General features: G+C 62.6%; 26 protein-coding genes. 14 read left to right on the top strand and 12 right to left on the bottom strand.

What is annotated here, in order from left to right:
• Positions 1-38 precede the first annotated feature (38 nt).
• The 4 genes from DM872_RS14970 to hda are packed head-to-tail and all read left to right on the top strand — an operon-like array spanning position 39 to position 3,463.
• Positions 39-1,079, top strand: coding sequence for a DUF2066 domain-containing protein (locus tag DM872_RS14970; protein ID WP_179060552.1), 1,041 nt, complete (start codon positions 39-41; stop codon positions 1,077-1,079).
• Between the two features lie 38 nt (positions 1,080-1,117).
• Positions 1,118-1,666 carry a CDP-alcohol phosphatidyltransferase family protein gene (locus DM872_RS14965; protein ID WP_179060230.1) on the top strand — a complete coding sequence of 183 codons (549 nt, stop codon included), beginning with the start codon at positions 1,118-1,120 and terminating at the stop codon, positions 1,664-1,666.
• Position 1,667: 1 nt separating this feature from the next.
• The gene (locus tag DM872_RS14960) at positions 1,668-2,762 is read left to right on the top strand and encodes an AI-2E family transporter (RefSeq protein ID WP_179060229.1); all 1,095 of its coding nucleotides are present in this window, start codon (positions 1,668-1,670) and stop codon (positions 2,760-2,762) included.
• A complete protein-coding gene (gene hda / locus DM872_RS14955; protein ID WP_077527748.1) occupies positions 2,759-3,463 on the top strand; it encodes a DnaA regulatory inactivator Hda in 705 nt (234 codons plus the stop codon). Before DM872_RS14960 ends, hda begins: the two co-directional genes overlap by 4 nt.
• 71 nt (positions 3,464-3,534) lie before the next feature.
• Here hda and DM872_RS14950 read toward each other — a convergent pair whose 3' ends face one another.
• From DM872_RS14950 to arsC, 3 genes are read right to left on the bottom strand one after another with little or no spacing between them, the layout of a single operon-like run.
• A complete protein-coding gene (locus DM872_RS14950; RefSeq protein ID WP_179060228.1) occupies positions 3,535-3,942 on the bottom strand; it encodes a DUF2069 domain-containing protein in 408 nt (135 codons plus the stop codon).
• Positions 3,935-4,540, bottom strand: coding sequence for an NAD(P)H:quinone oxidoreductase (gene wrbA, locus DM872_RS14945; RefSeq protein ID WP_179060227.1), 606 nt, complete (start codon positions 4,538-4,540; stop codon positions 3,935-3,937). The genes DM872_RS14950 and wrbA overlap by 8 nt, the downstream gene beginning before the upstream one ends.
• Positions 4,537-4,890: an arsenate reductase (glutaredoxin) gene (gene arsC, locus DM872_RS14940; protein ID WP_179060226.1), complete on the bottom strand. Its 354-nt coding sequence runs from the start codon at positions 4,888-4,890 to the stop codon at positions 4,537-4,539. Before arsC ends, wrbA begins: the two co-directional genes overlap by 4 nt.
• Before the next feature lie 124 nt (positions 4,891-5,014).
• Here arsC and DM872_RS14935 point away from each other — a divergent pair, with 124 nt between their 5' ends.
• Positions 5,015-6,235, top strand: coding sequence for a YihY family inner membrane protein (locus DM872_RS14935; protein ID WP_179060225.1), 1,221 nt, complete (start codon positions 5,015-5,017; stop codon positions 6,233-6,235).
• A 137-nt stretch (positions 6,236-6,372) separates the two neighbouring features.
• Entirely contained in the window at positions 6,373-6,564 is a 192-nt protein-coding gene (locus DM872_RS14930) for a hypothetical protein (RefSeq protein WP_179060224.1), read from the top strand.
• Between the two features lie 8 nt (positions 6,565-6,572).
• Here DM872_RS14930 and DM872_RS14925 read toward each other — a convergent pair whose 3' ends face one another.
• Positions 6,573-6,962 (bottom strand): hypothetical protein, encoded by a 390-nt coding sequence (locus tag DM872_RS14925; RefSeq protein WP_179060223.1) that lies wholly within the window; start codon positions 6,960-6,962, stop codon positions 6,573-6,575.
• A gap of 120 nt (positions 6,963-7,082) precedes the next feature.
• Positions 7,083-8,489, bottom strand: coding sequence for a PilZ domain-containing protein (locus DM872_RS14920; protein ID WP_179060222.1), 1,407 nt, complete (start codon positions 8,487-8,489; stop codon positions 7,083-7,085).
• A gap of 30 nt (positions 8,490-8,519) precedes the next feature.
• Here DM872_RS14920 and DM872_RS14915 point away from each other — a divergent pair, with 30 nt between their 5' ends.
• Both DM872_RS14915 and DM872_RS14910 read left to right on the top strand, forming a co-directional pair.
• Positions 8,520-8,999 (top strand): TlpA disulfide reductase family protein, encoded by a 480-nt coding sequence (locus DM872_RS14915; protein ID WP_179060221.1) that lies wholly within the window; start codon positions 8,520-8,522, stop codon positions 8,997-8,999.
• A 4-nt stretch (positions 9,000-9,003) separates the two neighbouring features.
• Positions 9,004-9,279 carry an acylphosphatase gene (locus DM872_RS14910; RefSeq protein WP_179060220.1) on the top strand — a complete coding sequence of 92 codons (276 nt, stop codon included), beginning with the start codon at positions 9,004-9,006 and terminating at the stop codon, positions 9,277-9,279.
• A 42-nt stretch (positions 9,280-9,321) separates the two neighbouring features.
• Here DM872_RS14910 and DM872_RS14905 read toward each other — a convergent pair whose 3' ends face one another.
• On the bottom strand, positions 9,322-10,278 hold the full coding sequence (locus DM872_RS14905) for a hypothetical protein (protein WP_179060219.1): 957 nt from the start codon (positions 10,276-10,278) through the stop codon (positions 9,322-9,324).
• Positions 10,279-10,286: 8 nt separating this feature from the next.
• Positions 10,287-12,002: a proline--tRNA ligase gene (locus DM872_RS14900; RefSeq protein ID WP_179060218.1), complete on the bottom strand. Its 1,716-nt coding sequence runs from the start codon at positions 12,000-12,002 to the stop codon at positions 10,287-10,289.
• Positions 12,003-12,115: 113 nt separating this feature from the next.
• On the opposite strand from DM872_RS14900, the gene DM872_RS14895 reads away from it, so the two are divergent.
• Positions 12,116-12,529: a PaaI family thioesterase gene (locus DM872_RS14895; RefSeq protein ID WP_179060551.1), complete on the top strand. Its 414-nt coding sequence runs from the start codon at positions 12,116-12,118 to the stop codon at positions 12,527-12,529.
• 116 nt (positions 12,530-12,645) lie between these two features.
• On the opposite strand, the gene DM872_RS14890 is transcribed toward DM872_RS14895, so the two are convergent.
• Positions 12,646-13,983 carry an OprD family porin gene (locus DM872_RS14890; protein ID WP_179060217.1) on the bottom strand — a complete coding sequence of 446 codons (1,338 nt, stop codon included), beginning with the start codon at positions 13,981-13,983 and terminating at the stop codon, positions 12,646-12,648.
• A gap of 708 nt (positions 13,984-14,691) precedes the next feature.
• Between DM872_RS14890 and DM872_RS14885 the strand changes: the two genes are divergently transcribed.
• Together DM872_RS14885 and DM872_RS14880 are read left to right on the top strand one after the other, a co-directional pair.
• Entirely contained in the window at positions 14,692-15,117 is a 426-nt protein-coding gene (locus DM872_RS14885) for an HIT family protein (RefSeq protein WP_179060216.1), read from the top strand.
• A 3-nt stretch (positions 15,118-15,120) separates the two neighbouring features.
• On the top strand, positions 15,121-15,327 hold the full coding sequence (locus DM872_RS14880) for a SlyX family protein (protein ID WP_179060215.1): 207 nt from the start codon (positions 15,121-15,123) through the stop codon (positions 15,325-15,327).
• A gap of 46 nt (positions 15,328-15,373) precedes the next feature.
• Here the strand turns inward: DM872_RS14880 and DM872_RS30930 are convergent, their stop codons facing one another.
• The 4 genes from DM872_RS30930 to DM872_RS14860 all read right to left on the bottom strand — a co-directional run bounded on the left by DM872_RS30930 (position 15,374) and on the right by DM872_RS14860 (position 18,724).
• The gene (locus DM872_RS30930; RefSeq protein WP_373273721.1) at positions 15,374-15,976 is read right to left on the bottom strand and encodes a cold-shock protein; all 603 of its coding nucleotides are present in this window, start codon (positions 15,974-15,976) and stop codon (positions 15,374-15,376) included.
• A gap of 151 nt (positions 15,977-16,127) precedes the next feature.
• Positions 16,128-17,195 (bottom strand): GGDEF domain-containing protein, encoded by a 1,068-nt coding sequence (locus DM872_RS14870; protein WP_179060214.1) that lies wholly within the window; start codon positions 17,193-17,195, stop codon positions 16,128-16,130.
• Positions 17,196-17,300: 105 nt separating this feature from the next.
• Positions 17,301-17,771, bottom strand: coding sequence for a Dps family protein (locus tag DM872_RS14865; RefSeq protein WP_077524023.1), 471 nt, complete (start codon positions 17,769-17,771; stop codon positions 17,301-17,303).
• Between the two features lie 134 nt (positions 17,772-17,905).
• Positions 17,906-18,724, bottom strand: coding sequence for an SDR family NAD(P)-dependent oxidoreductase (locus DM872_RS14860; RefSeq protein ID WP_179060213.1), 819 nt, complete (start codon positions 18,722-18,724; stop codon positions 17,906-17,908).
• A 272-nt stretch (positions 18,725-18,996) separates the two neighbouring features.
• Between DM872_RS14860 and aspS the strand changes: the two genes are divergently transcribed.
• The 3 genes from aspS (at position 18,997) to ruvC (ending at position 22,245) form a co-directional block, all read left to right on the top strand.
• The gene (aspS, locus tag DM872_RS14855; RefSeq protein WP_179060212.1) at positions 18,997-20,772 is read left to right on the top strand and encodes an aspartate--tRNA ligase; all 1,776 of its coding nucleotides are present in this window, start codon (positions 18,997-18,999) and stop codon (positions 20,770-20,772) included.
• A 61-nt stretch (positions 20,773-20,833) separates the two neighbouring features.
• On the top strand, positions 20,834-21,583 hold the full coding sequence (locus DM872_RS14850; RefSeq protein ID WP_179060211.1) for a YebC/PmpR family DNA-binding transcriptional regulator: 750 nt from the start codon (positions 20,834-20,836) through the stop codon (positions 21,581-21,583).
• A gap of 137 nt (positions 21,584-21,720) precedes the next feature.
• Positions 21,721-22,245: a crossover junction endodeoxyribonuclease RuvC gene (ruvC, locus tag DM872_RS14845; protein WP_179060210.1), complete on the top strand. Its 525-nt coding sequence runs from the start codon at positions 21,721-21,723 to the stop codon at positions 22,243-22,245.
• The last annotated feature ends 3 nt before the right edge of the window (positions 22,246-22,248 follow it).

Genomic DNA, 22,248 nt, shown 5'->3' with positions numbered 1-22,248 from the left:
GGCCTATGCTGCATCTGTTCGCCTACAGAGAGTTCCCCATGCGCCTGATCGCTTCCGCTGTCCTGCTTTGCCTCACGCTGCTGGGCTTGCCCGCCCACGCCGAAACGGCCGAGAACCTCTACCAGGTTCGCGAGCCCGTCGCATCACAGCAGCCGGAGGAGCGTACCCAGGCCCTCGTTCGCGCCCTGGAAACCCTGGTAGTGCGCTTGTCAGGCGATCCCAAGGCCGCCCAGAGCCCCGCGCTGGAGGCCGTGCGCAAGGACCCGCAGCAGCTCATCAGCCAATACGGCTATGAAGGGCAGACTCTGGTGGTCGACTTCGATCCGGTCACGACCGAACGGACCCTGCGCCAGGCCGGTATCCCGCTGTGGAGTGCCAATCGTCCGGCCATCCTGGCCTGGTGGTTGAATCGTTCCGGTGAAGGCAGCAATAACCTGGTGGGCGACGGCCAGGACGCCGCGACCCCGCTGCGTCAGGCCGCTCAGAACCGCGGTTTGCCGCTGCGCCTGCCGATTGCCGATCTCGACGAGCAGCTGCTGGCGACCCCCGAACAACTGACTTCCGCCAAGCCCGGCGCACTGACCCAGGCGTCCGAGCGCTATGGCGCGGATGCCCTGCTGGCGGTGGATGCCAGCGAGGCCGATGGCAAATGGCAGGCCCAGTGGCGCCTGTGGCTGGGTGACAGCCGCGAACAGGGCACCGCCGAAGCTGCCGACAGTGCCGCGCTGGCCGATGCCGTGATGTCCGCGGTGAGCCAGCGTCTGGCGCCGCGCTTCGTGGTGGCTCCCGGCGCCGGGCAGAACCTGGAACTGGAAGTGCAGGGCGCGAATCTGGCCCGTTATGCCGAGCTGTCTCGTTTGCTGGAACCGTTTGGCGCGCGCCTGCTGAAGGTGGATGGCGACCGCCTGGAGTACCGGGTCAACGCCAGTCCTGAACAACTCCGCGCCCAGCTGTCCCTGGCCGGCCTGCAGGAGTCGGCGGCCGAAGCACCGGCCGCACCGGCCCCTTCCGCTGATCCGCAGGCCGCGCCGGCACCCCAGGTGATACCGCGCAACAACCTGCTGCGCTTCCACTGGTAGCGGGCGTAAACTTCTGGCCTACCCGTGACGGGGATGCCATGCACCAGTTGCCCAACCTGTTGACTCTGCTGCGCCTGGCACTGGTTCTTCCCATTGCCGGGCTTCTGCTGTCCGACCGGCATGTGCAGGCGTTGGTGTTGTTCGCCGTGGCGGGTTGTTCCGATGGCCTCGATGGTTTCCTCGCCCGACGTTACGGCTGGACCAGTCGCTTCGGCTCGCTGTTCGACCCCGTGGCCGACAAGCTGCTGCTGGTGACCAGCTTCATCTGCCTGACCATGACCCAGGTACTGCCGTTGTGGCTGACGCTGGTGGTGTTCCTGCGAGACCTGCTGATCCTGCTCGGTGCTGGACTGTTCCGGGTGCTGGCGGGGCCTGCCGAATTCTCGCCAAGCCGGCTGGGCAAGCTGAGCACATTGCTGCAGATGCTGCTGGTGCTGTGCCTGTTGCTGGAACTCAGCCTGGTTCCGGCGTTGGCCCCACTGCGCTGGCCCTTGAGCTGGCTGGTCATGCTGGTGACGCTATGCAGCGGGGCCCAGTACATCTGGGATTGGGGACGGAAATATCGCTACGCAAGGACGAGGGCCTGACATGACTGATTCGCGCCGCTGGCTATGGCTGGGTGGCTTTCTGCTTCTGGGGTGGCTGCTGTATCAGCTGCACCCTGTTCTCTCGCCGTTCCTGATCGGCATGCTCCTGGCTTATCTGGGGGACCCGCTGGTGGACCGCCAGGAGCGCCTGGGCCTTTCGCGTACCTGGGGCGTCGTGCTGGTGTTCGGCCTGTTCGGGTTGGTCCTGCTGGCATCGCTGCTGGTCATATTGCCTATGCTCGGCCGCCAGCTTTTCCGCCTCTACGAGGTGGCGCCACAGATGATCGACTGGTTGCAGCAGACGGCGCTGCCCTGGGTTCAGGTCAAGCTCGGCCTGCCCGGGGAGTTCTGGCGTTTCGACAGGTTCAAGGCGGTGATCAGCGGCCACCTCGGCCAGACCACGGATTTCGCCGGCACCCTGCTGGCCAGCGTCACCGCCTCTGGGCTGGCCGTGCTCGCGTGGTTCGGCAACCTGCTGCTGATCCCCGTGGTGGGCTTCTATCTACTGCGCGACTGGGACCTCATGGTGGCCAAGCTGCGTGTCTTGCTGCCGCGCAACCGTGAGTCTTTCGTGGTCGGACTCGTGGGTGAATGCCACGAAGTGCTCGGAGCCTTCCTGCGCGGCCAATTGCTGGTGATGCTCGCGCTGGGCATCATTTATGCGGCCGGCCTGATGCTGGTTGGCCTGGATCTGGGATTGCTGATCGGTTTGCTGGCGGGCCTGGCCAGCATCGTGCCCTACATGGGGTTCGTGGTTGGCTTCGGCGCTGCGGTGATCGCCGCGCTGTTCCAGTTCGGCGGTTTCGAACTCTATCCGCTGCTCGGCGTCGTAACTGTGTTCACCGTGGGACAATTGCTTGAAGGAATGCTGCTGACGCCACTGCTGGTGGGCGATCGCATCGGCCTTCACCCGGTGGCGGTTATCTTTGCGATACTTGCCGGAGGCCAGCTGTTTGGCTTCACCGGCGTGCTCCTGGCCCTGCCGGTTGCAGCGATCATCATGGTTTTGCTGCGCCATGCGCATGATTTCTATAAACTTTCCGACCTTTACGGACAGTCGAGTAGCGGTCCAGACGACCCTTCCAGTACGGCATGACACCGATCCAGCTTCCCCTGAGTGTGCGTCTGCGTGACGACGCCACCTTCGCCAACTTCTATCCCGGCGCCAATGCTGCGGCACTCGGCTATGTCGAGCGCCTGTGCGAGCCCGATGCCGGCTGGACCGAAAGCCTGATCTATCTATGGGGGGGCGAAGGTGCCGGGCGCAGCCACTTGCTGCAGGCCGCCTGCCTGCGCTTCGAGCAGCACGACGAACAGGCGATCTACCTGCCCATGGACGAACTGGTGCATTACGGACCGGAAGTCTTCGACAACCTGGAGCAGTGTGAGCTGGTCTGTCTGGACGACCTGCATGCCCTGGCCGGACGGCCGGAGTGGGAAGAGGGTCTGTTCCACCTGTTCAACCGCCTGCGCGATGCCGGTCGCAAGCTGCTGCTTTCTGCGAGCAAGTCGCCTCGCGAACTGGGGATCAAGCTGCCTGACCTGAAGTCGCGTCTGACCCTGGCGCTGGTGTTCCAGCTGCACGCGCTGTCCGACGAGGACAAGCTGCGCGCGCTGCAGTTGCGGGCTTCGCGCCGTGGCCTGCACCTGACCGACGAAGTTGGGCGGTTCATCCTGACGCGCGGCCCGCGCAGCATGAACCTGCTGTTCGACCTGCTGGATATCCTCGATCAGGCTTCGCTCCAGGCTCAGCGCAAACTGACCATTCCCTTCCTCAAGGAAATCTTCGGCTGGTAGCCAGCGCTTCCAGATGCACCCAAATAAAAAGCCCGGATCTGAATCCGGGCTTTTTCATTTTCGTGCGGGAATCACTCCCCAGCCAGCTTGCGGTTGTACTGGAAGCGCCAGCGGGTATAGAGCAGGGCGGCGCAGAACAGCAGCAGGCTGAGACCGGCTTCCAGCCAGCCGAAGAGGCTGCGCGCCGGGTCAATGGCCGCGAGTACGCCCTGGATGAAATAGAGGTTCACCACGAAGCACGCCCAGGCATGGGCGCGAGCGTTGCCGAGGATCATGCCGGGGGCTAGCAGCGCCAGCGGAACCAGCAGGATGGCCAGGACCACCCAGGTCCTGGCGCCGTGCAGGTCGGCGAAGAACAGGGTGTTGACCGCCAGCAGCACGGCCAAGGCAATGAAGCTCGCCAGGCTGACAGCGCGGCTGGCGTTCATGCGCGGGGTCAGCCACGCCAGTTCCGGCAGTGTCTTGGGTTTCTTAGCCACGCGGAGTCTCCAGGCGTTGGGCGGTCTGCGCCAGGCGTTGGCCCAGGGCGCGGCAGAGGGCGATTTCGTGCTCGTCCAGCGGGCGCTTGCCATCGGCGCCAGCATGGTGACTGGCGCCGTAGGGGGTGCCACCGCCACGGGTTTCCAGCAGCGCCGGTTCGCTGTAGGGCAGACCAGTGACCAGCATGCCGTGGTGCATCAGCGGCAGCAGCATGGACAGCAGCGTGGTTTCCTGGCCGCCGTGCAGGCTGGCGGTCGAGGTGAACACCGCCGCCGGCTTGCCAACCAGTTCGCCGGTGAGCCACAGGCTGCTGGTGCCATCAAGGAAGTATTTGAGCGGGGCCGCCATGTTGCCGAAGCGGGTGGGGCTGCCCAGGACCAGGCCGTCGCAATGGCGCAAGTCGTCCAGGGTGGCGTAGAGGGCGCCGTCGGCGGGAATGTCGGGGGCCACCGCTTCGCACTCGGTGGACACTGCCGGCACGGTGCGAATCCGCGCCTCCAGGCCGGTCAGTTCGACGCCACGGGCGATCTGCCTGGCCATTTCGGCGGTGGCACCGTGTCGGCTGTAGTACAGGACCAGGATGTAGGGCGCGCTCAAGGAAGGATCTCCAGGACCTTCTCCGGCGGACGGCCGACCACGGCCTTGTCGCCAGCGATCAGGATGGGGCGCTCGATCAGCTTGGGATGAGTGGTCATGGCGGCGATCAGTTGCTCTTCGGAGAGGCTGGCATCGTCCAGACCGAGGGCCTTGTACTCGTCCTCGCCGGTGCGCAGCAGCTGGCGGGCGGAGAGCCCCAGCTTGGCCAGCAGGTCGCGCAGTTCGGCGGCGCTGGGCGGGGTGTCCAGGTAGCGCACGATGTTGGGCGCGAGGCCACGGGCTTCCAGGAGCTCCAGGGCACCGCGGGATTTGGAGCAGCGCGGGTTGTGGTAAAGGGTCAATTCGGTCATGTCGGGGGTCGCATGGGCTTGGTCGAGGCGGCTATTCTAACCGCGTCGTGGTGCCGGTCTGAACCGTGCGCTGCGCTTGCGGTCTGCTGAGCCTGGCCGAATCGATCTGAATCAAGGAGATGGAATGCGCCAACGCCTTACCGACGTCGTCGAATTCTGGCGCTTCCTGCTGCAGAGGTTCATTGCCGATCATGGCACCAACAGCGCTGCGGCCCTTACCTACACCAGCCTGTTCGCTGTAGTGCCGATGATGACGGTGACCTTCACCATGCTCTCGGCCATCCCGGCCTTCGAGGGGACGGGCGAGCAGATCCAGAGCTTCATTTTCCGCAATTTCGTTCCGTCCACCGGCGAAACCCTGCAGGAATACCTGCGTGGCTTCACGGTGCAGGCCCGACACCTGACATGGGTCGGGGTGGGCCTGCTGGTGGTTACGGCGTTCATGATGCTGGTAACCATCGAGAAAGCCTTCAACACCATCTGGCGCGTGCGTCAGCCACGGCGCGGCGTATCGAGCTTCCTGCTCTATTGGGCGATTCTCAGCCTCGGCCCGTTGCTGCTAGGGGCGGGCTTCGCCGTCAGCACCTACATCACATCGTTGTCGCTGATCTCCGGTCCGGATGCACTGATCGGCGCCAAGACGCTGCTGGGCTTCATGCCGCTGCTCTCCAGCATCGCCGCTTTCACGCTGATCTACGCTGCAGTGCCCAACGCCCGCGTGCCCGTACGCCATGCGCTGGCGGGCGGTGTTTTCACTGCATTGCTGTTCGAGGCTGCCAAGGCGCTGTTCGGTCTCTATGTCAGCTTCTTCCCCGGATACCAGTTGATTTATGGCGCTTTCGCCACGGTGCCGTTGTTCCTGCTGTGGATCTATCTGTCCTGGGTGATCGTGCTGTTTGGCGCCGAGCTGGTGTGCAACCTTTCGACACCCTGGCACTGGCGACGCCGTGCATTGCCGCGCCTGCTGGTGCTGCTGGGCATCCTGCGGGTGTTCCATGACCGACAGATGCGTGGCATGCCGGTGCGGCATCTCGACGTGCAGCGGGCCGGTTGGCATCTGCCGGAAGACGAATGGCTGGAGATGCTGGAACTGTTGGAAAGCCAGCATCTGGTCTGTCGCGCCAGCGGAGGAACCTGGGTGCTTTGCCGTGATCTGGGCGGCTACAGTTTCTATCAGTTACTCGTTCATATGCCCTGGCCGCTTCCACGGCTGGCCCAGTTGCCCGCGCACCTGGACGAGGAATGGTATCCGCCGTTGCGCAAGGCCCTCGAGCTGCTTCAGGAAGAGCAGCAGGCCTTGTTTGGCGGCAGCCTGGCGCAGTGGCTCAAGCCGGGGAACGACTGACGAAATTTGTCAGTCACATGCAAGGGAACGCCTGCTGGACGCAACAGCGGCCCGTGCGAATGCGGGCTCGTGCGATTGGCATGCTTATGGCACTGACAGGGAAGAGGCCATCAGCCGATGGCCAGGGGATGAGAGCGATGGGTAGCAAGAACGACAAACTGGTCCACCTGCACGAGCGCGCACCGCAACGGGCGCTGGAAGGACTCAATCGGGTGACCGGATTGAAATTCCGTCACTGGCCGGAATCGCTGGCACCCGTAGTCGTGCAGGAGGATTGGGAAAGTGCGGAGCAGCCGCTCCAGGAGAACAACCGGGCGTTACCCGGCTGAGTTGCGGGTCAGGCGCGAACTTGGCTCTTGGCCGGTTCGGCCAATTCCACGGCCTGAACGAAGAGCTCTTCCACCAGCAATCCCTTGATCGGCACCGCGGAGCGCAGGCGAACCTGCATCTGCTCGATTCTCTGTTTGAAAGGCATCCGGGCGATGCCGGCCAGCAGGATCTTGCCCTTGGCATTCAGCCGGCCGTGATCCACGGCGACCTCGCGGCGTTGTTCGCCATCCATGTAGTTCACCAGCAGCGAGACGGGCAGATCGGTCATCCCGGGCAGGTGCAACCAGGCCGCCACGTTGAACTCCGCCACCCTGCCTTCGAACGGTGTGACGGTGGAGCGGGCGACTTCGATGACGCGGGCAGGGACAGGGCCGATCAGGCTGTCTTGCTGTGGCATGGGGCATCCAGGCTGGAAAGGTACGTCCGTACCGATAGGGCAGGATTATAAGCAGCCATTCCCTTGCGAACTGTGCGCCCTGGCCCCCGCTGGGCGTGACCCGTCTCGCAGTTTGATCACTCAGGCAAGTTGCAGGGGATAGCGCGCCACCATCGACGAGACGAGGTTGGGCTCCGGCAGCGGGACGATGGCCTGGTTGTTCACGCTGGCCAGTTGCAGCCAGAGATTTTCCCCTTCGACGAACTGCTTGCTGGGCAGCCACAGGCCGTGGTGCCAGCCATTGCCGGGCTCAGGCGTGCTCTGCAGGACGCCGGGATGGGTCTGGGCGCTGGGTGCGCGGCGAAGCCAGACCGGGCGTGGCAAGCCTTTGAGGTAACGCAGGCCGAGGTGCAGGCCTTCGCCGTTCTGATAGCGCCAGCGCACCAATCCGAGAACCGGCGTGCTCTGGTTTTGCACCAGGACGAGTTGCCCCACCGGCAATTGGCTGCCCAGGTCGCCGTGACAGAGCAGGCGGGCGCCGCCAGGACTGGCGTCCAGCAGCTGTGCATCGCAGCGGCCGGGATGTTGTGCCAGCAGATCGGCATGGATAGCGGCCAGGCCCACGATCAGTTGGCAGCTTCCCGATTGTTCGGTACGCGGATGTCGGCGCTGCTGGCGTCCCAGCCAGTGCTGGCGAACCCGTTCCAGGAGCTGGCGTTCGATTTCGCTGCGCAGGGGCGCGGGCTCATGCACGGCGATCAGCAGGGCGCCCAGCTCGAAGCGGCGCAGATAACTGTTGGCGCCATCCGGGCGCTGGTCCAACGGCAGGCAGGGTTGGGATTCGGTCAGGTCCACGGCGGGGCTGCCGCTGTCGTCCTCTTCATCCCAGGGCAACAGTCGCCCCAGGCCGGCGAGGGGCGCCAGGGCACCGAAGAGCAAGGGACATTCGCCTTCGCTCAGATGGAAGGGGTTGCTCAGTGCCAGCAGCAGCATCTGCTGGTAGAGCCCGCGCAAGGTGTTGGCAGGCGTGGGGCGGAATGCGGCTGCAACCGGTTCGTCCAGGCAGCCCTGGTGCTCTCCTATCCAGTAGAGCAGGTGACTGTCGCGCCACAGTCGCGGGTTGGGCTCCTGGTAGAGCTGGTAGTGACGCAGTTGGGTCTGGGCGAGGAAATGCTCGGCCATGTACAGGCACCAGGCCAGATGCGGGCGCGATGGCTGGTGACCCTGGAGGATCTGCAGCAGCAGGCGCTTGAAGCCGCAGGCCAGTTCGTCGCATAGCTTGACGAATAGCGTGGGGGGCACAGTTCGGTCGTGGTAGGCCTGGGCGTAGTGGCGAAACTCCTCGCTGAAGCTTTGCAGCACGCGTTGCCTTTCGAGTAAGGTCAGTGCGCTGCGGTTGAGCCTGAACAAATGCCCCAGGACCTGCTGCAGGGCACTATCCTGAGGGAGTTGGCGCGCTTCTGCGAGAAGCGTCGGGACACTTGCCAGTGGAGTGCTGTTTTCCTCCAGGATGTCCGGCACTTCCAAGCGCAGGGCATCCAGCGTCATATCAACCCCGCGTAAACGAGGACCGAATGCATGGGATCGCGACTCCAGGCTGTCATAGGGGTATTCGCAATGATGGGCGCCGGCCTGTTCCTGGCCGGCTGCTCGGACGACGTCGGTGTCGATCAGCATGGACAGAAGGTAGCGGTTGAGCGCCTCGAAGGCCAGTGGCTGGTCATCAACTACTGGGCGGAATGGTGCGCGCCGTGCCGCACGGAAATCCCCGAGCTGAACGCCTTCGCTGAACAGCAGCGGGACAAGGGCGTGAAAGTGCTGGGAGTCAATTTCGACGGGCTTCAGGGCGACGAACTCGGCGATGCCGCGAAGAAGATGGGCATCCAGTTCACCGTGCTGGCGGAAGATCCTTCGAAGCGCTACGACCTGCCGCGCAGTGAAGCATTGCCTGTCACTTACATCATCGACGCTCAGGGCAAGATGCGGGAGCGGCTGCTGGGTGAGCAGAGCGCTGCAGGCCTGACCGAGCGTCTGGACGAACTGCGCAAGGGGGGCTAGGGCAATGGCGCGAATCTGTTTACACGGCTACGTAAGCGGCAAGGTGCAGGGTGTTTATTACCGCCAGTCGACCCAGCAACAGGCAGACCAGCTGGAGCTGGACGGCTGGGTGCGCAACGTGGCGGATGGCCGGGTCGAAGTGCTGCTTGAGGGGGAGGAGGAGGCCGTTCGCTCGATGGCGGCCTGGCTGGAACAGGGGCCTGCCGATGCGAAGGTGACCGGCGTCGAGCTTCAGGAGCAACCCGTGCAGGGCATCACCGGCTTCATCGTGCGGCGCTGACGCCGCAATGCGGGAGCGAGCCAGGCTCGCTCCCTGGGGTAATCAGTCCGAATCGCCGGGATCGGCAGCCAGTCGACCGGCATCTTTCATCAGCGAGTGGAGAAATTCCTGCTGCAGCTCCGGATCGTTGCGGGTCAGCTCGATCAGGCTCTGCTCCAGTTCGCTCGCTTCTTCTTCCATGCCCAGTTCCGACAGGCGCTTGACCCGGTGGACCCACTGCGGGACTTCGTCGTCTTCGAGGTCCTCGAAGATCAGTGCATGGGCTTCTACCAGCTTGCCGCGCAGGGTATGGCTGATGCCCAGGGTGGCATCGGCACGGGCGTTGTCCAGGGGGTCTTCGACGCTCAGTTGGAGTTTGCCGATGCGGCTTACGTCCTGGTCGGCGAAAGGCCCATCCAGCAGATTCAGGCGCAGGATGCCGTTGCGGTCGGTTGCCAGCTCATGGGTGTGGTTGCCCAGTTTGACCAGCACCGGGCGCTCGGCCCAGGGCAGGCTCGAATACTCCATGCGCTTGTCCAGCTGCTTCTCGTCGATGCTGGCCAGATTCTGCTCGGAGCGACCATTGGACTCGACGTTCATCGCGGGGTTGAGGCCGGCGAAGCCGTAGCTGATCCAGTCCTTGGTGGCGGTGTCCGGCAGGCTGCCGAGCAGCACCACGTTCACCACGTTCGCGCCGACGCCTGCGACCACGGCCACCGCACCCAGCGGGACTTCGTAGAGTTCCCGCCAGGGTTGATAGGGCGTGTAACGGTCGTAGTGACGGCTGACTTCGAATTCGGTGACTTCGAAGGTCTTCTGCTCGTTGATGCGGATGCGTCGCTGCGGTAGTTCCAGTACCTGTGGATCACCGACATCGATCTGCAGGCTGTGGTTGAGCAGTTTGCGCTCGACGCGCTCCTCGTGCTCGCTGCGCTGTGGCAAGTGATTGGCACAGCCGCTGACGAAGAGGGCGCCGCACAGGGCGGCGCCGACGAGGTAATGGGAACTACGCTTGGACATATCTTGGATCAGCGATTCACGCGGGCGGTAATGAAGGACAGAACTTCGGAGACCGGCACGTTCTGGTTGTCGGTTTCACGGCGGTTCTTGTATTCCAGGCTGCCTTCGGTCAGGCCACGTTCGCTCACGACGATGCGGTGCGGAATGCCGATCAGCTCCATGTCGGCGAATTTGACGCCGGGGCTGGTCTTCTTGTCACGGTCATCCAGCAGTACGTCGACGCCCGCTGCGCGCAGTTCGGCGTAGAGCTTGTCAGTGGCTTCCTTGACGGCCGGGGTCTCGTACTTGAGCGGCACCAGGGCGACCTGGAACGGTGCCAGGGCTTCCGGCCAGAGAATGCCGCGCTCGTCGTAATTCTGCTCGATGGCGGCAGCCACCACGCGGGATACGCCGATGCCGTAGCAGCCCATGATCAGGGTCACCGGTTTGCCTTGTTCGCTCAGCACGTTCAGCTTCATGGCTTCGCTGTACTTGGTGCCCAGCTGGAAGATGTGGCCGACTTCGATGCCGCGCTTGATCACCAGCGTGCCCTTGCCGTCCGGGCTCGGGTCGCCGACAAGTACGTTGCGCAGGTCAGCGACTTCCGGCAGCGGCAGGTCGCGCTCCCAGTTCACACCGAAGTAGTGCTTGTCGTCGATGTTGGCGCCGATGGCGAAGTCGCTCATCAGGGCAACGGAGCGGTCGATCACGCAAGGCAGCGGCAGGTTCAGCGGGCCAAGCGAGCCGGCGCCGGCACCGATGGCCTGGCGCAGTTCGGCTTCGCTGGCGAACACCAGCGGACTGGCGACCTGTGCCAGGTTAGCTGCCTTGATTTCGTTCAGCTCGTGGTCGCCGCGAACGATCAGGGCGACCAGTTTGCCTTCTTCGGCACCGTGGACGACCAGGGTCTTGATGGTCTTCTCGATCGGCAGGTCGAAGTTTTCCACAAGGTCGGCGATGGTCTTGGTATTCGGGGTGTCGACCAGCTTCATTTCCTGGCGCGGGGCGTGACGTTCGGTCTCGCGCGGCAGGGCTTCGGCCTTCTCGACGTTGGCTGCGTAATCGGAGCTGTCGCTGAAGGCAATGTCGTCTTCACCGGATTCGGCCAGCACATGGAATTCATGGGAGCCGGTGCCGCCGATGGAGCCCGTGTCTGCCAGTACGGGGCGGAAGTCCAGGCCCAGGCGGCTGAACACGTTGCAGTACGCCTGGTGCATGCGGTCGTAGGTTTCTTGCAGCGACTCCTGGTTCATGTGGAAGGAGTAGGCGTCCTTCATGATGAACTCGCGGCCGCGCATCAGGCCGAAGCGCGGACGGATCTCGTCACGGAACTTGGTCTGGATCTGGTAGAAGTTGAGCGGCAGCTGCTTGTAGCTGTTCAGCTCGTTGCGCGCCATGTCGGTGATGACCTCTTCGTGGGTCGGACCGACGCAGAAGTCGCGCTCATGGCGGTCCTTCAGGCGCAGCAGTTCCGGGCCGTACTGCTGCCAGCGGCCGGACTCCTGCCACAGCTCGGCAGGCTGGACGGCGGGCATCAATACTTCCAGCGCACCAGCGGCGTTCATCTCTTCGCGGACCACCGTCTCGACCTTGCGCAGTACTCGCAGGCCCATTGGCAGCCAGGTGTAGAGGCCGGAGGCAAGCTTGCGGATCATGCCGGCGCGGAGCAGCAGCTGATGGCTGATCACCACGGCATCGGCGGGGGTTTCCTTGAGGGTAGACAGCAGGTACTGACTGGTACGCATGTTTGGCCGTTTTGTCGGTTGCGATGGATTTGAATGGCTCGGCATTGTACGGCGCTGATCAAGTGGCGTACAGGATTGCGGTCCGGTTGAGCGAGGAGGGCGACGTAGTGAGTCTGACAGCGACAGAGGTCCAGGCGCTGATACGCAATGGAGTGCCCATGGCGGACGAGATCGATCTGCGAATCGAGCGGATGGACGATCAGGGAGCGTTGGCCAGGGTACCGTTCCAGTCCAGATTGGTGCGTCCGGGTGGAACATTGTCCGGTCCCACCATCATGGCGCTGGCTGATGCCGCCATGTATGCAGTAGTACTGGGCAGGCTGGGGAAAGTTGAAATGGCGGTGACGTCCAACTTGAACATCAACTTCCTGTCCAGGCCCAAGCCGGTGGATCTATTTGCCGAGGCGCGGATACTTAAACTTGGTCGACGTCAAGCGGTGTGTGAAGTGTCACTTTATTCATTGGGCGCGGAAGATGATCTTGTCGCGCACGTGACAGGTACTTATGCCCTGCCACTACTTGATTAAAGTTTGAGCAGTCGCTTGGTGGCGATTTGATCAACTCCGGAGTCAAGTTCCTCCACCCAAAAAGAAACCCGGCCTAGGCCGGGTTTCTTTTATCACTTACGTGTACGCAGAGGATATTACAGGATATCCAGCGGGTACTCGGTGATTACGCGGATTTCGTCGTTCGCGGTACCGCCAGCGGAGCCGAAGAAGGCCATGTCGCTGTTGGCACGCCAGCTGGCGTGACGGATGCGGATGGACAGGTCTTTGGCAGCGCCTTCCTGAACAACGTACTTCGCTTCGATGTCGCGTTCCCATTCCTTGCCGTCTTCGCCGATTGCACCAGCGAAGGCGCCATTCGGGTCGGCCTTGGTGCCGTCAACGTCTTCACCGGTGATGTAGCGAGCCATGAAGCTCAGGCCGGGGATGCCGAATTCAGCCATGTTCAGGTCGTAGCGAACCTGGATGGACTTCTCGTTCGGGCCGTTGAAGTCGGAGTACTGAACCGAGTTGGCCAGGAAGATGGAGTCGCCGGAGTTCTGGCCGTCCATCGAGATGTAGTCGAAGGGCTCATCGCCGTTCACTTTCTGGTAGGCCAGGGTGAACTTGTGGGCGCCCAGGGAGTAGGCGGCAGCGGCGGACCAGGCGGTGGTGTCCAGGTCGCCAGCGATGGCGTCGCCCTTGTCGGTGGTGCGGTAGACGTTGAAGTCCAGGTTCAGGGCCTGAGTATCAGTGAACGGAATGTTCCAGTTCAGGTTGCCGTAGTACTGGCGCCAGATGTCTTCCAGCTCGGCACCGTACAGGCTGGCGCTGACGTTGTCGGAGAAGGAGTAGGAGCCGCCTACGTAGTCGGCGCTGTTGCTGGCCAGACCGGTGTAGGTGGTGGTGATTTCACCGTGACGGTTGGTGGAGGCGCTACCGTCGCGAATGGAGGTGAAGTGGCCGGCGTCGATGTTCAGGCCTTCCAGTTCGCTGCTGGTCAGCTGGAAGCCTTCAGCGGAGCCCGGGAACAGGCGAGCGGTACCGGTGGCGAATACCGGAGCGGTCGGGAACAGGTTGCCGTACTTCAGCTGGGTGTTGGAGATCTGGGCTTTAACGGAGCCACCAGCGTAGGAGTAGTCATCCTGGGAACGGCCGTCGGAGCCAGTCGGCAGCAGGCCGGTGCCATTGGTGCCGTTGCCGCTGTCGAGTTTCAGACCCAGCATGCCGTGGGCGTCAACACCGAAGCCAACGGTACCTTGAGTGAAGCCGGACTCGTACATGGCGCTGATGCCATGGGCCCATTCTTTACGGTAGTTCTGGCTGGTGTTGGGGTTGTTACGGAAGTCGCGGTAGAAGAAGAAGTTCTTGTTCAGAAGAGTCAGGTTGCTGTCTTCTACGAAGCCCTTGGACTCTTCCTGGGCGCTGGCAAAAGCCAACTGCATGCTACCGGCGGTCACGGCCAGAGCCAGTGCGCTCCACTTCATCACTTGCATTGTGATTGCTCCTTTGGTTTTGAAGATTCTCGCCGCTTTCTTTATTGATTGAAGGCGGTTCTTTCTTTTTGTGTCGGCGCTAACTTATAGCACGGCGACAATATTGGCGATAGTTGAAACCGGGTCCTTACGATTTCTTCACAGTGCTGTCGCAAATCGAAAAGACCTGTGTCGCATATCTATAGGTTCAGTCTTGCATCCCTTCATCCCCTATGTATCCGGGGCACTTTGCGAGCGGGCGTCCATTGGCGTAATTCCCGGCTTCGCGTGTGACCTGGCACCTGCCAAGCAACAAACGTGCACAAAACGTGAGTGGTGGAGAGAAAAAACCACTCGCCCTGCTGGTGCGCTCGTTCCAGCTGCTCCAACCCCTGATCCTTGTGTGATCGCTACCAAAAGAAAGTGCCCTTAAATGAGGCACTCTGCATGCTGGGTGGCTCTTGACAGGCAGTTGTGCGGTGGGATGACGAGTGCGTCCCCCTTGTCTTCAGTGGTTGGGCGTAACCGGGGTGTGGCGAGAAGTAACGCAATGCTGGTTGTGAACACTTATGGTGCGTGTGGTGACTTCCCTTCCTTTATATAGGCAGGAGGGTAGGGGTGAGTTCCGCTCGGCGTGAGCCTTGGCTATGCTGCGCGGCCTCGTTGCGGTCGCTGACCGGGGCGCGGTGTTAATCTCGAACTTCCTACAGTCGAACAGGAGAGGCCAGTATGTTCGCCCTGGACCCAAGACTTCAGCAGGACACCCTGCCCATCGGTGATTTTCCCCTGTGCCGGCTGCTGTTGATGAACGATGCACAGTACCCCTGGTTCATCCTCGTGCCGCGACAAGAAGAAGTCAGCGAGCTGTTCCAGCTCGGTGTCGACGAGCAACGGCAGCTGTGGCAGGAAACCACCTTCCTGGCGGAAACCCTCAAGGACACCTTCGGCGCTGACAAGATGAATGTGGCGACCCTGGGCAATGTGGTCAGCCAGTTGCACATGCATGTGATCGTGCGTCGTCGTGAGGATGCTGCCTGGCCTGCGCCAGTCTGGGGGCGTCAACCGGCCGTGGCCTACTCGCCCGAGCAGGTAGCGGCCATTCGCGCCAAGCTTCGTTTGGTGCTGGCGGATGATTTCCAGTTCGTGGGGGAGTGAGTCATGACGCTTGAAATGCGTATCGCTGACCTGGAGAGCCGACTCGCTTTCCAGGATGACACCATCCAGACGCTGAACGATGTTCTGGTTGAGCAGCGGCGACTGGTGGATCGCTTGCAACTACAGGTAGCGGCATTGGCCAAGCGCCAGGAAGAGCTGCTCAGCCAGTACGGCCCAGATGAAGATGAGGCGCCGCCGCCGCATTACTGATCAGCCAATGAAAAGCCCGCCAATTGGCGGGCTTTTCATTTCTGCTTCAGCGCCTGCTGGGAAGCGCGGCAATCACGTCTTCGGCTTGCAAGCCCTTGTCCCGCTGGATGACCGAGAACTCAACGCGTTGGCCCTCGATCAAGACACGGTGGCCTTCACCGCGAATGGCGCGGAAGTGGACGAAGATGTCATCGCCGGAATCCCGGGAGATGAAACCGAAGCCCTTGGAGGTGTTGAACCACTTCACGGTTCCGGTTTCACGATTGGACATGTCCTGGGGCAGTAGGGGTGCCTGGGTGACCTTGCGCAGGTTGATGCAAAGGTGCAGTGCAACGGCGACGATCACGGCCAGGAGGCTGATGAGAATTGCGGGTTGCTCGCCGATTACCGGGAGGGGCGCCAGAAGAATCAGGGTTTGCAGGACGACCGCCAATACCAGAAGGGCGGAAACCAGGCTTTGCAGTTGGTTGTGCAGGCCTTTTGCCCAGGCCGGAACCACAGGAGCCAGCAGAAGGTTGAGCAGTCCGCAGAAGGCCAGGTAGAGGGCATCGGGTTGTTGCAGGTAGGGCAGGGCTTCGGTGCGCAGACTGGGAATGAAGGACAGCAGCAAAGCGGCAGCGCCCGTCAACAGATGGACGATTTTCAGGATGTTCAATGGATTCACCTTGGAAACGGAATCTCTAACGGAAGAGCCGGGCCATGCGGGATGAAAAAGGCATGGGCATCGGCCTATGCCGCAGGTCTCTGGATCGACGCGCGGCACCGGCTGTATTTAACAGCAAAGGAGAGGGCTACTCAAATCAAGCGGTTAGCGCTGCTTCAGACGCTGGCGGATGCACTTGATTGCGGCCATTGCGTTTGGCCTGGTAGAGGGCGTCGTCAGCTCGGGTGATGAGACTCTCCAGGGTATCGCCCGGTTCCGCCAGGGCCAGGCCGAAGCTGGCGGTAATGGTGTCGAGTACCTGGTCCGTGCGGCGGACTTTCACGCGCAGCGCCTGCATCTTGCTGCGCAACTGTTCTGCGAAGGTGCGCGCAGCATCCAGTCCCTGGCAGTCGCGCAGTACGACGCAGAACTCTTCGCCGCCGTAACGGCCCGCCATGGCGCGCGGCGGCAATAGTTCCCGAAGCAATTGGCCCACATGCTGGAGCACACGATCTCCCAGCGGGTGACCGAACTGGTCGTTGAACTGCTTGAAGTGGTCGATATCCAGCATGACCAGCGCCAGGCCTTCCTGGTCACTTTTCAGTGACTGCTCCAGCAGGCGGGTGAACGCCTGGCGATTGAATACCTGGGTCAGGCCATCCAGGGTGGCGGCCAGTTGGGCGCGTTCCAGTTGATTGCGCAGTTGCTGGATTTCCGCCTGGGCGGCTTGCAGGCGATAGAGGAACTGTTCCTGCTGTTCCTGCATCAACTGGGTGCTTTCCTGAAGATGGTTCAGGACGCTGGGCAGGTCATCGATTATGGGTTCATGCAATGCAGCCAGGCCTGCTGTCAGGCTGTTCTGGTAAGCGTGACTGCCACTGACACTGCGACTGACATCGCCCTCGATATCGTCGACCAGGTCGATGACCTGTTGCTGTCCCTGCCGGGCTTCTTCGAGTTCGCCACGAATGATGTATTCGCGAAACAGCTTGAGGGCCGATTCCGGCGGGAAGACGTCGAAATCCTTGGTGATCTTGTCCAGGCGGCGATTGAGGTCCGGCTGCACACCCTGGCTGTAGGTGTACCAGAGCGCGTAGTGCATCGGATTCGGCGGAATCGCATGGCGCACCATATGCGGTACCGCCTGCTTCAGCAGGTCAGCCGCCTCACGGGTTTCTTCGGGGAAAAGCTCAAGCAGCGACGGCGATTTCGGAGGCTGGCTCATGCACTTCACTGTGGGGAGATGTCGAATTGCCAGAGCATAGAGCAGGCGGGCTTTCGCGCATAGCGAAAGGCCCGGTTTCCCGGGCCTTTTTGATTTGCCTGGAAGTCAGGCGGCGAGCAGGCTGCGGAGCATCCACGCAGTCTTTTCGTGAACTTGCATGCGCTGCGTCAACAGGTCGGCGGTCGGCTCGTCGCTGACCTTGTCCAGCAGCGGGAAGATGCCGCGGGCGGTGCGTACCACCGCTTCCTGGCCTTGCACGAGCTGCTTGATCATGTCCTCGGCAGACGGCACGCCTTCCTCTTCCTTGATGGAGGAGAGTCGTGCGTAGGCTGCGTAGGTGCCGGGGGCCGGGAAGCCCAGGGCGCGAATTCGTTCGGCGACGGCGTCCACAGCCAGTGCCAGCTCGTTGTACTGGCCTTCGAACATGAGGTGCAGGGTGTTGAACATCGGCCCTGTCACGTTCCAGTGGAAGTTGTGGGTCTTGAGATAGAGGGTGTAGGTGTCGGCGAGCAGACGGGACAGACCCTCGGCGATGGCTGCGCGATCCTGTTCGGCGATTCCGATGTTGATTTCCATACCAGTTCTCCTCTCGGTAGCTTGCGGCCCGGACCGGGCACGTGGTCGGCAAAGCCTAGCACGGGGTGGTCATGGGACAGTCTTGTCTTCTATCAATGAAAGCCATGCTTAGAAGTCATTGGTCTGCGCAGGGTTCACGCCTTCTTCAATAGCTTGGCCAGCAGGCGGGGGTAGCTGGCGGGCATGAGGCGCTGGATATGGTCGAGCAGGCGAGCGTCGGCGCCGATCAGGATACGTGGCTGACCGGTTCGTATGGCCTTGATGATCTGTTGTGCGGCCTGTTCCGCCGAGGTGCGTGCCAGCTTGTCGAAGCGGGCTGCTGCCTTGGAGGCGTCTGTCTTACCGTCGATGCCCTGGTAGAAGCGCGCCGAGCGGGCGATGTTCGTGCGAATACCGCCGGGATGCACGCAGCTCACCTTGATGGCGGTGCCGCAAAGCTCCTGGCGCAGTGCTTCGGTAAAGCCTCTCACGGCGAATTTGCTCGCGTTGTAGGCGCCCTGGGTGGGCATGCTGACGATGCCGAAGATGCTCGACACATTGACGATGTGGCCCTCGCCCCGGGCCAGCAGATGGGGAAGAAACGCCTTGGTGCCGTGGACGACGCCCCAGAAGTTGATGCCCATCAGCCATTCGAAGTCGTCGTAGCGAAGTTCCGCGATGGTTTGCGAAACGGCGACGCCGGCATTGTTGATCACCAGGTGCGCCTGACCGTGTTGGGTCAGGACGTTATCGGCGAAGGCATGCACGGCTTCCCGGTCGGAGACATCCAGGCTATGGGTTGAGAGCCGAAGGCCGTCGCGACGCAAGGTCGAGGCAGTGGCCTCCAGGCCATCGGCATCGACATCGGCAAGGGCAAGGTGGCAACCCTGTGCGGCAAGCTCGCTGGCCAGCGCGCGGCCGATGCCGGAGCCCGCGCCTGTGATGACTGCAACTTTTCCAGCAAGCGACTGCATTTCCACTCCTTCCTTGTGTGCTTCGCGTCCGTCCGTCGGGCGAGTGCTGGCGAGCTTAGACACTGCCCGGTGGCCCAGCAAGGGAGCCCGCTCCCGATCAGGGCTCGCGGGGTGGCGGGGAGGGCGGCTGCGCGGTAGCAATTTACGCTATATAATCCCGCTCTTTGCCGCGAACCCCGGCCTGTCCGGCAGGGGGTTGCACCTCCGCCGGATGCTCCGACGCCCTTTGGCGGACGGACGAATTCACGACTCAAGAGAAGCGAAACACGACCATGATGCGCAGCCACTATTGCGGCCAACTGAACGAGAGCCTGGACGGCCAGGAAATCACCCTCTGCGGTTGGGTACACCGCCGCCGCGACCACGGCGGGGTCATTTTCCTCGATATCCGTGACCGCGAAGGCCTGGCCCAGGTGGTATTCGACCCGGATCGCGAAGAAACCTTCGCCCGTGCCGACCGAGTCCGCAGCGAGTTCGTGGTCAAGATCACCGGCAAGGTCCGCCTGCGCCCGGAAGGCGCGCGTAACGCCAACATGGCGTCGGGCGCCATCGAGGTGCTGGGCTACGAGCTGGAAGTGCTGAACCAGGCCGAGACCCCGCCGTTCCCGCTGGACGAATACTCCGACGTGGGCGAAGAAACCCGCCTGCGCTATCGCTTCATCGACCTGCGTCGTCCGGAAATGGCCGCCAAGCTGAAGCTGCGTGCGCGCATCACCAGCAGCATCCGTCGCTACCTGGACGAGAACGGCTTCCTCGACGTGGAAACCCCGATCCTGGGTCGCCCGACTCCGGAAGGCGCCCGCGACTACCTGGTGCCGAGCCGCACCTACCCGGGGCACTTCTTCGCCCTGCCGCAGTCGCCGCAGCTGTTCAAGCAACTGCTGATGGTGGCCGGCTTCGACCGCTACTACCAGATCGCCAAGTGCTTCCGCGACGAGGACCTGCGTGCCGACCGCCAGCCGGAATTCACCCAGATCGACATCGAAACCAGCTTCCTGGACGAGAGCGACATCATCGGTATTACCGAGAAAATGGTGCGCCAGCTGTTCAAGGAAGTGCTGGATGTCGAGTTCGACGAGTTCCCGCATATGCCGTTCGAAGAAGCCATGCGCCGTTACGGCTCCGACAAGCCCGACCTGCGTATCCCGCTGGAACTGGTTGACGTTGCCGACCAGCTGAAAGGCGTGGAGTTCAAGGTCTTCTCTGGCCCGGCCAACGATCCGAAAGGCCGCGTCGCCGCCCTGCGCGTGCCGGGCGCCGCTTCCATGCCGCGCAGCCAGATCGACGACTACACCAAGTTCGTCGGTATCTACGGTGCCAAGGGCCTGGCCTACATCAAGGTCAACGAGCGCGCCAAGGGCGTCGAGGGCCTGCAGTCGCCCATCGTCAAGTTCATCCCCGAAGAGAACCTCAACGTGATCCTCGACCGCGTCGGCGCGGTTGATGGCGACATCGTGTTCTTCGGCGCCGACAAGGCCAAGATCGTCTGCGACGCGCTGGGCGCCCTGCGTATCAAGGTTGGCCACGATCTCAAGCTGCTCACCAAGGAGTGGGCGCCGATGTGGGTCGTGGACTTCCCGATGTTCGAAGAGAACGACGACGGCAGCCTGACTTCGCTGCACCACCCGTTCACCTCGCCCAAGTGCAGCCCGGCGGAGCTGGAGGCCAATCCGGCCGACGCGCTGTCCCGCGCCTATGACATGGTGCTGAACGGCACCGAGCTGGGCGGCGGTTCCATTCGTATCCACGACAAGTCCATGCAGCAGGCGGTGTTCCGCGTGCTCGGCATCGACGATGCGGAGCAGGAAGAGAAGTTCGGCTTCCTCCTCGACGCCCTCAAGTACGGTGCACCGCCGCACGGTGGCCTGGCCTTCGGCCTGGACCGTCTGGTAATGCTGATGACCGGTGCAGCGTCGATCCGCGAAGTGATCGCCTTCCCGAAAACCCAGAGCGCCGGCGACGTCATGACCCAGGCGCCGGGCACCGTGGATGCCAAAGCCCTGCGCGAGCTGAACATCCGTCTGCGCGAGCAGGCCAAGGCCGAGTAATCAGAACCAACCCGAGGCGGCGCCAGACGGCGCCGTCCGTTCAGAAAGTACGGAGTGAGTTATGGCTGGTCATTCCAAATGGGCCAACATCAAGCACCGCAAAGAACGTCAGGACGCCAAGCGCGGCAAGATTTTCACCAAGCTCATTCGTGAGCTGACCGTCGCCGCCAAGCATGGTGGCGGCAACCCGGCGGACAACCCGCGTCTGCGTCTGGCTGTGGATAAAGCGCTGACCGCGAACATGACCCGCGACACCATCGATCGTGCGATTGCGCGCGGCGCCGGCTCGAACGAAGCCGACAACATGGTCGAGCTCAGCTACGAAGGTTATGCGCCGAGTGGCGTGGCCATCATCATCGAAGCCATGACCGACAACCGCAACCGCACCGCGGCTGAGGTGCGTCATGCCTTCAGCAAGTGCGGCGGCAACCTGGGCACCGACGGTTCGGTCGCCTACATGTTCGACCGCAAGGGTCAGATCAGCTTCGCGCCCGGCGTGAACGAAGAAGCCCTGATGGAAGCGGCCCTGGAAGCAGGCGCCGATGACGTCGTGGCTGAAGAAGACGGCTCCGTCGAGGTCTACACCACCTTCGCCGACTTCCTTTCGGTGAACGAAGCGCTGACCGCCGCCGGCTTCAAGGGTGACGAGGCGGAAGTGGCGATGATCCCGTCGATCGCTGCGCCCATCTCCGACCTGGAGACCGCGCAGAAGGTCTTGAAGTTGATCGACATGCTGGAAGACCTGGACGACGTCCAGAATGTCTACCACAACGCTGAGATTCCTGACGAGATCATGGAGCAGCTCGGCTGAGTGCTGGCGTGATCTGGAAGCCGGAAGTCGCCCCGCGCGCTTCCGGCTTTTTTGTTGGCGGGTCACTCCGTATACTCGCGGCTGGATAAATAGACAGTGTGCCGGCCTTGGGTCGGCTCCGTGGAGCTTGCGGCGGCATGACCCTGATTCTTGGTATCGACCCCGGTTCGCGTATCACCGGCTACGGTGTGGTTCGCGATACCGGGCGCGGCTGCGAATACGTCGCCTCGGGCTGCATCCGAACCGGCGCGGGCGTGTTGCACGAGCGCCTGCAGATCGTCTTTCGCGGTGTGAGCGAGGTCATCCGCTCCTACGAGCCGGTGACCATGGGCATCGAGCAGGTATTCATGGCGCGTAACGCCGATTCCGCGCTCAAACTCGGCCAGGCTCGTGGTGCGGCCATAGTCGCGGCTGCCGAGGCTGGACTGGAAATCGCCGAGTACACCGCCAGCCAGGTCAAGCAGGCTATCGCCGGAACCGGCGGCGCCGACAAGCAGCAGGTGCAGATGATGGTCATGCATCTGCTCAAGCTGGTGCAGAAGCCGCAGATCGACGCATCCGATGCCCTGGCCATCGCCCTGTGCCATGCACACCACCGACAAAGCCTGATTCCCCACGGCCTGGCTACCGCCAAACGGCGGGGCGGTCGTCTTCGTCTGTAATCA

It is taken from the genome of Pseudomonas taiwanensis (genome assembly GCF_013393345.1).
Taxonomy (GTDB): domain Bacteria; phylum Pseudomonadota; class Gammaproteobacteria; order Pseudomonadales; family Pseudomonadaceae; genus Metapseudomonas; species Metapseudomonas resinovorans_C.
Note: the sequence above shows the minus strand (reverse complement) of the source record. Positions and strands in the feature narration are given on the sequence as shown.